13 protein-coding genes are annotated in these 7,615 nt (G+C 63.2%); 8 read left to right on the forward strand and 5 right to left on the reverse strand.

Annotated features, from left to right (window positions below; genetic code table 11):
• Nucleotides 1-7 precede the first annotated feature (7 nt).
• Nucleotides 8-502 (forward strand): DUF3280 domain-containing protein, encoded by a 495-nt coding sequence (locus tag F6X53_RS31610; protein ID WP_151005853.1) that lies wholly within the window; start codon nucleotides 8-10, stop codon nucleotides 500-502.
• A gap of 424 nt (nucleotides 503-926) precedes the next feature.
• Here F6X53_RS31610 and rpsN read toward each other — a convergent pair whose 3' ends face one another.
• Nucleotides 927-1,232 carry a 30S ribosomal protein S14 gene (gene rpsN, locus F6X53_RS31615; protein WP_151005836.1) on the reverse strand — a complete coding sequence of 102 codons (306 nt, stop codon included), beginning with the start codon at nucleotides 1,230-1,232 and terminating at the stop codon, nucleotides 927-929.
• Nucleotides 1,233-1,398: 166 nt separating this feature from the next.
• Between rpsN and F6X53_RS31620 the strand changes: the two genes are divergently transcribed.
• Nucleotides 1,399-1,650, forward strand: coding sequence for a hypothetical protein (locus tag F6X53_RS31620; protein ID WP_151005837.1), 252 nt, complete (start codon nucleotides 1,399-1,401; stop codon nucleotides 1,648-1,650).
• A 303-nt stretch (nucleotides 1,651-1,953) separates the two neighbouring features.
• On the opposite strand, the gene F6X53_RS31625 is transcribed toward F6X53_RS31620, so the two are convergent.
• Nucleotides 1,954-2,361 carry a hypothetical protein gene (locus F6X53_RS31625; protein ID WP_238296750.1) on the reverse strand — a complete coding sequence of 136 codons (408 nt, stop codon included), beginning with the start codon at nucleotides 2,359-2,361 and terminating at the stop codon, nucleotides 1,954-1,956.
• A gap of 142 nt (nucleotides 2,362-2,503) precedes the next feature.
• Here F6X53_RS31625 and F6X53_RS31630 point away from each other — a divergent pair, with 142 nt between their 5' ends.
• From F6X53_RS31630 to F6X53_RS31660, 6 genes are all read left to right on the forward strand, one after another.
• Nucleotides 2,504-2,692 (forward strand): hypothetical protein, encoded by a 189-nt coding sequence (locus tag F6X53_RS31630; protein WP_151005840.1) that lies wholly within the window; start codon nucleotides 2,504-2,506, stop codon nucleotides 2,690-2,692.
• Nucleotides 2,693-2,978: 286 nt separating this feature from the next.
• Nucleotides 2,979-3,206 carry a hypothetical protein gene (locus F6X53_RS31635; RefSeq protein ID WP_151005842.1) on the forward strand — a complete coding sequence of 76 codons (228 nt, stop codon included), beginning with the start codon at nucleotides 2,979-2,981 and terminating at the stop codon, nucleotides 3,204-3,206.
• A gap of 79 nt (nucleotides 3,207-3,285) precedes the next feature.
• Nucleotides 3,286-4,044 (forward strand): ParA family partition ATPase, encoded by a 759-nt coding sequence (gene parA, locus F6X53_RS31640; protein ID WP_238296749.1) that lies wholly within the window; start codon nucleotides 3,286-3,288, stop codon nucleotides 4,042-4,044.
• A 136-nt stretch (nucleotides 4,045-4,180) separates the two neighbouring features.
• Nucleotides 4,181-4,366 (forward strand): ribbon-helix-helix domain-containing protein, encoded by a 186-nt coding sequence (locus F6X53_RS31645; protein ID WP_151005844.1) that lies wholly within the window; start codon nucleotides 4,181-4,183, stop codon nucleotides 4,364-4,366.
• A 667-nt stretch (nucleotides 4,367-5,033) separates the two neighbouring features.
• The gene (locus F6X53_RS33555; RefSeq protein ID WP_238296748.1) at nucleotides 5,034-5,591 is read left to right on the forward strand and encodes a hypothetical protein; all 558 of its coding nucleotides are present in this window, start codon (nucleotides 5,034-5,036) and stop codon (nucleotides 5,589-5,591) included.
• A gap of 97 nt (nucleotides 5,592-5,688) precedes the next feature.
• Nucleotides 5,689-6,567, forward strand: a complete 879-nt coding sequence (locus tag F6X53_RS31660; protein WP_238296747.1) for a site-specific integrase — start codon at nucleotides 5,689-5,691, stop codon at nucleotides 6,565-6,567.
• 1 nt (nucleotide 6,568) lies between these two features.
• Here F6X53_RS31660 and F6X53_RS32860 read toward each other — a convergent pair whose 3' ends face one another.
• The 3 genes from F6X53_RS32860 to F6X53_RS31670 all read right to left on the reverse strand — a co-directional run bounded on the left by F6X53_RS32860 (nucleotide 6,569) and on the right by F6X53_RS31670 (nucleotide 7,515).
• Complete coding sequence (locus tag F6X53_RS32860; protein WP_191971089.1) at nucleotides 6,569-6,721, reverse strand: hypothetical protein; 153 nt, start codon at nucleotides 6,719-6,721, stop codon at nucleotides 6,569-6,571.
• A 189-nt stretch (nucleotides 6,722-6,910) separates the two neighbouring features.
• Complete coding sequence (locus F6X53_RS31665; protein ID WP_151005848.1) at nucleotides 6,911-7,108, reverse strand: hypothetical protein; 198 nt, start codon at nucleotides 7,106-7,108, stop codon at nucleotides 6,911-6,913.
• A gap of 44 nt (nucleotides 7,109-7,152) precedes the next feature.
• Entirely contained in the window at nucleotides 7,153-7,515 is a 363-nt protein-coding gene (locus tag F6X53_RS31670) for a DUF6481 family protein (protein ID WP_244965640.1), read from the reverse strand.
• Between the last annotated feature and the right edge of the window lie 100 nt (nucleotides 7,516-7,615).

Below are 7,615 nucleotides of genomic sequence, written 5' to 3' on the forward strand. Positions count from 1 at the left end.
AACGCTCATGAAGGCGAACTCCCGGCTACCTGCAGCTCTCACTGCGCTGCTGCTCACCGTTACCGCCGCTCACGCCGAACCGCCCAAGGCAGCGGTGTTCGATTTCCAGCTCGCCAATCTCGGAATTCAAGAGCCAACAGATACTGATAAAGCACGCCTTGGCCCACTGAGCGATCTTCTCCGCTCGCTCCTGAGGGACAGCGGTCGCTATCGGATCGTTTCAACCGATGCAGTGAAGGATGAGGTCGCTAGAGGTGCCGAGTTACGCAAATGCGGTGGCTGCGCTGAGGAATATGCCAAGAAGCTCGGGGCCGATGTCGCAATCACGGGTGAGATCCAGAAGGTCTCCAATCTGATCCTCAACATCAACGTCTACGTGAAGGACCTCAAGGGCAGCGCGCCTGAGAAGGCCTACAGCGTTGATATCCGCGGCGACAACGACACATCCTTCGACCGCGGCCTCAAGTACCTCGTGAAGAACAACCTGCCCGCACCGCAATAGCAGCACGCTTCATGGCAGCATATGGGGCTGCCCCGCCGCCCGGTCTGATCACAGGCTGGCGGGGGGTGGTCCATCTCACGTTTGAGCCGGTACGCAACTTGGCTCGACACATGGTGGATGCTAGCGCGGTGTCCCATATCCTGAGTATGATTACCTTTACGCCGAACCCACACACCATGCGAGTTGCCCCTTCTCCGATTGAGCCCGGCCGGTTCGATTGGGTGATCTTCAAGGATAGCGTGAAGGTACGCAGATCTGTTCGGCCATTCGGGTCGGAGGGTACATCGGTGGTGGCAGGTGATACGACACAGCGAGAGATCACGGCGCTCTGGCAAAATACCAAATGGGCACCTCTCGGAACCTCACTGATAGCGGGCTTGTGTCCTCAAGCCGCGAGCCTGTCACATCGTCTCAACTGATCGCGTTACCAGCTCGACTTCACTAAGCCTGGGATCATCCCCCGGTTGCCAAGTTCCCGCAGAGCGATGCGCGAGATGCCCATTTTACGGTAGTTGGCGCGCGGACGGCCTGTCATGAAGCAGCGGTTGCGGACGCGGGTCGCAGACGAGTTGCGGGGCAATTCCGCAAGCTTGAGACGCGCCTCGAAGCGCTCCTCCATCTCCAGAGCCTCGTTATTGGCGATGGCTAATAGCGCTTTACGCTTCCCAGCGTACTGCGCGACCAAGGTCTTGCGGTGGTTGTTCTTTTCGATTGCGCTTTTCTTCGCCATGATTGTCTCTCGAAAGCCGGGCGGCTGCACAGCTCTGCTATAGAAGCCGCAGTCCCAAAGGAACAACTGTACGGGGTCACCACCTGTTCATACGCCCCAGTGCCGCACTGCAGAGGGCTTGGCACAAGGGGTTCAACGGGGACTCAACCCAAGCCATACTGACGATATGGCTCCCTTTGAGCAGACATTTCAGACCTTCAAGGAACTTCTCGCCAACGACCGCGCAGCGAGCGTAGGCGCCGTGGACGAGGCAGTCTGGGCCTATCCAGGCTTCGTCCAAAGCCTCGACGCTCAGACCGAAGCGTTGGACGAACTCAGCGAAACCCTGGCTCGCCTCAATGCTTCCTCGCCATTCCTGCCCATGCTGATGGACACCATCGACCGGCATCGGCAGAGGTTGGCGGGGCCCTCTTCCTGATACATCCAGTTTGCGCTAGCTGCCCGGCGACTGCACGCGATTGGCTCGCGCCATCTCGACCAACTCGCGGCCGGTGAGGCCGCCGCGGTATCGGGCCAGATCCTCGACCCTTCGGCCCCTCGTACCGGATCGGTAGCTCACAAGCTCGCTTCGACGCGTCTGAGCCCGGGAGGCAGCTTCTCGCAGCAGATTGACCTTAGTGGCTAGGGCTGTCGGCATCTCGGCTCCTCCATGTCCACAGCGAGGAGCCTACCAAAGCTTAACCATATGAAACAGGCTTGACAGTGATCTTTCTGTTCGCGGCTAGGCAGCCTCAGAACACTCGTCGGCATCAGACATCCAGTCGGCAGCAGCAAACTCAATGATCTGCATGGGAGCAGCCATCGGCTCCTGAACCGGCACTTGATGCGACGCCGCCTGGATGACCTCTTCGACGCGCGATTGCGCAAACAGGGCAGCGCCGATCTCGGCCCCAGCGGCCTTCACCAGCACGGCCTCTGCGCAGCTGCTGGCGACCTTTAGGGCAAGCAGCTGCAATCGCTCCTTCTCGACGCAGTAGGCTGCGATCCGGGCGCGGGCGTACTCCGACAGCGGGGCGACCAGCTCGGCGAACTCGCCATCATCCGCACGGTAGAGGGACGCGATCAGCCCAGCCGGGATCGGGTAACGCGCAAGGGCCGCAGCCGTTGGCCGGAGGGGAGTTGATGCCACTGAGATCCCTGTCGCTTCGGGAGAGACAGGATCAAGCCGGTTCAGGGTTAATGGGAAGTTACCGCCATGCTGCCCCGCTGCCTGACAGGGGATGGCAGCGGGGCATGTCATGTGGGGGCGTAACGGAGCCGATACGCATTACATGGCTCAGGGTCATGCCCGCGCCTCCGACCTCGCCCTGTGCCTCAACCTCGATTTCCTGCCCGTCGAGCCGCCCCGGCAGCCTGTTGCTCGGGTCCTGCGAGCGCTCCCCCGCTGCGGCGAGATGGTCGCCTGCCTGTCCATCATAGTCGGTGGACTAGGTCTGATCGGCCTCGCCTCCGTGCTCTGAAGCCATTCCCTCAAGCAAGCTTGTTCACATGCCTGCCTGCCCTCCTGCCCACAATCAAACAAGCCACCGGAGTACCTGATATGCGAAATCCTTTTGCCCGCCTCGTCCTCCGCAGCCCGGAGAAGCCAAGCCTGCGTGAGCGCGCCGCGGCCCTGAAGGCTTCTGCCGCTCGCCTGATCCGTGCAAGGCCACTGATGTAGAGGCCGATCAAGGGCGCCGGTCAGTGGTGAAGGGCTCGCTCGTGGTTGCCCCCGCAATCCCGCTGCCAGTCCTGGCATCGCAGGCGATGGCATCCCCGACACTCGCCCCTACCCTGCCGCACCCGGATCAAGCCCTGTTCGACGCTGAAGCCGAGGTCTCGCGGACCAAGGCGGCCCTGGAAGCCGCGGAGAAGGCGAGCGGCGAGGCACACAGCGCCTTCTGGGATGCTGTGGGTCACTGCCCGGCCGCACTCCTCGTGAAGCAGTGGGAGTGCGTCACTTTCGAGCGCGGGCTTGTGGGCAAGCCTTCATGACAGCTCTGCGGCAGGCGGGCTTGCTCTTTTGGGGGCGAGCCTGCGCGCCCGCCTGCCAACTCACAATTCGTTAGCTTAGATGCAGCAGTCTGTGCTGAAAGCACAGGCGGCGGGAGAGTCGCCTTCAGCGGACATGCTGGCCTGTGGGCAGGCCCGCTGGCCCTCATGCAGGATTGCCGACGTGCGGACCATTGCAGTTATCAGTCAGAAGGGTGGCGCAGGCAAAACAACGCTTGCCACGAACCTCGGGGTTGCCGCCCATCTGGCGGGCTACCGCTCTGCCATCGTGGATCTCGATCCGCAGGCGACAGCCCGAAAGTGGGGCGACAAGCGTGAGGCGGCCGAGCCAGAAGTGATCGGGGACCACGCCGAGCGCTTGCCTCAACTCGTGGAGGCCGCCCGCTCGAACGGCGCCGACTTACTCATCATCGATACGGCGCCGAACGCGGATCGCGCTTCATTGGCAGCGGCGCGGGCGGCCGACCTCATCCTGATCCCCTGCCGACCCGCAGCATTCGACCTTGAAGCCATTGAGGCGACGCGGGACCTCGCTTCTATCGCGAAGAAGCCCGCATGGGTGGTGCTGTCGTCGGCGCCAACCCGTAGCGCCATAGTTGAGGAGGCTCGCAGCGGCCTTGAAGGGCAGGGTGCCAAGGTCGCACCGCAGATCATTCACCACCGGGTAGCCTACTCCTACGCCGTCATCGATGGACGCGCCGCGCCAGAATACGAACCGGATGGAAAGGCAGCAGACGAAGTGGCAGCCCTGTTCGCGTGGGCGAGCGGGCTCGTGGGCCTGCCCACAAGCAAGAAGTCCGGCAAGAAGACAGAGAGTTGAGATGTCGAAGCGTCCGAGCCTGTTTAGCAGTAAGCCTGCGGAACCCGTGTCCGAAGTGCCTAGCCAAGCCGATGAGGCGAGGACGGCTATGACGGCAATATCGGTAGCCTCGGGTGCTCCTGCTCTCCGTGAGGCGATGTCGGGCAAGTACCCGAAGGCCAGTACTCGCGAGGGCAAGCGGGTTGTGACAGCCTACGTTTCGCCCGAGGCTTTCCGGCAACTCAAGCGGATCGCTGCCGACGAAGACATGCAGCAGCAAGACCTCTTGCTTGAAGGCCTCAACGCCGTGTTCGAGAAGCGCGGCCTGTCGCGGATCGCGTGATCTGGCGGGCGCTCATTTCAATCATCGCGGTTCCAGCGGCTGTGGTCGCTGGAGCTTACCTGCTGTGGCTGATCTTCGTCAGCCCATTCCTTCTTCTCGCAGGCCACATGGGATGGATGCGATGGGATCGGGCAATCGACTTCGCAGCAGTTCCAGCCGAGTTCCTAGCCATATGCGCTGCCGTCGAGGTGGTCATCAGACTCTTCGTTTCCCGCTTCGACGACGAACTTCGCACCGGCGGTTGGGTCTCCTATTGGTGGAAGCGTTGGTGGCAGCGCCTTCGCCGATGATCCCTCCTCTGATCCTGCGATCTCTAAACGATACCTTTGTGGGCAAGCCCCCATGTGGCCAAGCCTGAAAGACCGCCAAATGGTCGTGGGACATGCGCCTCTTCATCCGACCGCTTCTATCCGTGCCTGCCCTCTTGTGGGCAAGACCACAATCTAGCTTGCACACGTTGTAGCAGGATCGCAGCCGTGTAACTTTCGATAATCGTCATTCTCGAAAGTTTCGAGAGGGGCTGGTTGTAAGGGTGGTGAAGAAATGAAGCCGGGGCTATGTTTCGAACGAGCGCGTGAGACGCCAGCTCTCTGCCGGGTCCGCGATGCTGATGACGCCGAGCCACGCGGAGTTAGTATCGGCTGAGTTCACTTGGAGGGGGTTCAGCATGCCTGATGCGCCTATCGTTCTCGTCCCTGCTGAGAAGCCCGACCTGCCGCCGGAGTGGATCGAGGTTGCTGGGCTTGCAGCTCATAACCTCGGCCTGGGCAGGAAGCTCGCCGACCTCAGCCCCGAGCACTGGCAACTCGTGCTGGCCAGCGTCACGGATCGCATGCGGCTGCGCGGTGCGTCCCTCCCAGTCGGCTGGCGGCGCACGCTCGCGCGGCAGGTGGGACGTCACGAGGCTGCAGATCGAGGGGAGGCCCGTGTGTGGGCGTTGCATGCGAAGCGACAGGAGATTGCCGCACACGTGGCGCTTGAACTCGGCCTCGGGGATTTCTCCACGCTCAGCGCGGCAGACCGGGCCGTGGTGGATCAGCAAACCGATGAGGCCATTGAGGGCTGTGGCACGGACACGCCCGAGCCTTCCGACTGCTCGGATGCCGACCGGACTATGCGACGGCTTCTCTCTGAGCATCGCGCTTTGAAGGAAGGGAAGGCGGGCGAAGCCAACGTGCCCTTGGCCAAGGAGGGCGAGGTTTCAGCCCCGAGAGACGATGCCTGAACCTCTGCCAGTCATTCTTGAGCCCAGCAGCGGCCTACCCGCCGAAGCTCTGGCGCTCGTCCAGGCCTACCAGCGCGCCTCGAAGGCTGATGCGACCGTGCGGGCCTATCGCGGGGATGCCGCTCTGTTCGAGGCGTGGTGCGTCCGCCACGGCTTCAGAGCCATGCCGGCGTCACCTGAGGCGGTCGCAGGCTTTCTCGTCCATGAAGCAGAGGCGGGGAGGGCAGCTTCCACCATCGGCCGTCGATGCGCCGCGATCCGCTACGCCCACAAACTCGCGGGCCAGCCCGACCCCACCGACAACGAGGCTGTCCATGCTGCTGTGAAGGGTATCCGCAGGCGGATTGGCACGGCCCCGAACCAGAAGACCGCCGCCACCGCCGAGATCCTGGCGGCCATGCTGATGAGGATACCGGACACCCTCACGGGCAAGCGGGATCGGGCCCTGCTTGCGCTGGGCTTCGCCGGGGCCTTCCGCCGCTCCGAACTCGTCGGCCTCAATGTCGAGGACATCCGCGAGGACAAGGACGGCATCCGCATCCTGGTGCGCCGCTCAAAGACCGACCAGGAGGGCAGGGGGATTGAGAAGGCCATCCCGCATGGGAGGTTCATCCGCCCGGTTCTGTTGCTGCGTGAATGGCTTGAAGCGGCGGGCATCACGGAGGGCCCGGTGTTCCGGCCCGTGTCGCGGTCGGGGAGGGTGCGGAAGTTCGCATCAGATGCAAACATTTCCCCGCGCCTGACCACGCAGGCCGTGGCTGACATCATCAAGAAGTACACGGCTGCAGCCGGGCTGGATGCGTCGACCTTCGGAGCGCACAGCCTGCGGGCCGGCTACATCACGACGGCAGCCGAGCGTGGCGCCGATCTCGTCCGGATCATGGATCAGTCGGGACACCGGGATACACGAACGGTCGTCGGCTACATCCGCCGGGCCAACGCCTTCAAGGACCACTCGGGGAGCGGGTTCCTGTAGGTCAGCCGAGCACGTCTAGAACGATCTCGCGCAACTCCTCGCGGGTGAGGCCGCAAGGCTGCGGCTTCCAAGCGGCTTCCGGCTCCGCCACCGCGGTGCTTGTCAGCGAGTGCGCCTGCGCTGTCGTGGGCTTCAGTTCAGTGATAATGGGCATGTAGGTCCGTAAGCCACTTCGGCAGAAGCCATAACGTGGCGCATGTGTTCAGGAGCGTCGCGCTGAAAGGCGCGCGACGGAGGCGCTGCGGCTAAGGCAGCGATCAAACTTCGATGCCCGGGAGATGGATGGGGTGCGGACCTGTCTGGGAGGCCCCTACCCGGCACGGCTGTCTTGAACGCTCTGTGCTCAAGAGGCGAGGGTGAGATCGCCTTCCCGCACGGCGCGCTCGCCCACTGCCGATTTTACCCGATACGACGGTTCACCCGTCCGATCCTCGGGCATGAGCCGAACCACTTCGAAGAGGCCACCAGCGACGCTCTTGGCGTCAGCATAGCCGACCGTGGACTGCCGGACGTGCTGGCCGACCTTGAACTTGTGAGACAATCAATTTCCTCCAGGTACTCGATATTCCGTCAAACGCGGGTGGTCTACCGGCGCACCTTGGCCTTGCGGGCAGCAAAGCGCGCATCACGGGCGGCCTTCTGCTCGGCAGCGAGTGCAGCTTGGCGCTCCACCTTCTCGGCGGCCTGACGGGCAGCCTCGGCCGCCTCGCGCTCCAGCGCAGCGAGGGCTTCAGCCTCGCGCTGAGCCTCAGCTGCAAGGCGAGCTATCTCTCGCTCGCTGACCCGAACCTCCCGCGCCTGAACGACAGCTCGCCGCGCAGCATGCCGTGCGAGAACAACCGGGTCATTGGCTGCGGGGCGCGCCCGAAACCGGGCTACTGTGGCCTGCCGGGCCTTGGTGGCGGCCTCGAGACGGTCGACGATCTGGTTGGTTTTGAATTGACCCACGTACATTCCTTATGCCCACCGCGGCTCCGCGCGAGTGGCGAGAAATCGATGAAGCCGCTCCAGGTGGAACGGCTCCGAAATTCGTCAGTGGCGGACGAAT

The sequence above is a fragment of the Methylobacterium soli genome (assembly GCF_008806385.1).
Lineage (GTDB): Bacteria > Pseudomonadota > Alphaproteobacteria > Rhizobiales > Beijerinckiaceae > Methylobacterium > Methylobacterium soli.

Excerpts from the sequence above, each read along its gene's own strand:
- F6X53_RS31610 (WP_151005853.1), top strand. The coding sequence starts at position 8 with ATGAAGGCGAACTCCCGGCTACCTGCAGCTCTCACTGCGCTGCTGCTC.
- rpsN (WP_151005836.1), bottom strand. The coding sequence starts at position 1,232 with ATGGCGAAGAAAAGCGCAATCGAAAAGAACAACCACCGCAAGACCTTG.
- F6X53_RS31620 (WP_151005837.1), top strand. The coding sequence starts at position 1,399 with ATGGCTCCCTTTGAGCAGACATTTCAGACCTTCAAGGAACTTCTCGCC.
- F6X53_RS31630 (WP_151005840.1), top strand. The coding sequence starts at position 2,504 with ATGGCTCAGGGTCATGCCCGCGCCTCCGACCTCGCCCTGTGCCTCAAC.
- F6X53_RS31635 (WP_151005842.1), top strand. The coding sequence starts at position 2,979 with ATGGCATCCCCGACACTCGCCCCTACCCTGCCGCACCCGGATCAAGCC.
- parA (WP_238296749.1), top strand. The coding sequence starts at position 3,286 with ATGCAGCAGTCTGTGCTGAAAGCACAGGCGGCGGGAGAGTCGCCTTCA.
- F6X53_RS31645 (WP_151005844.1), top strand. The coding sequence starts at position 4,181 with ATGTCGGGCAAGTACCCGAAGGCCAGTACTCGCGAGGGCAAGCGGGTT.
- F6X53_RS33555 (WP_238296748.1), top strand. The coding sequence starts at position 5,034 with ATGCCTGATGCGCCTATCGTTCTCGTCCCTGCTGAGAAGCCCGACCTG.
- F6X53_RS32860 (WP_191971089.1), bottom strand. The coding sequence starts at position 6,721 with ATGCCCATTATCACTGAACTGAAGCCCACGACAGCGCAGGCGCACTCG.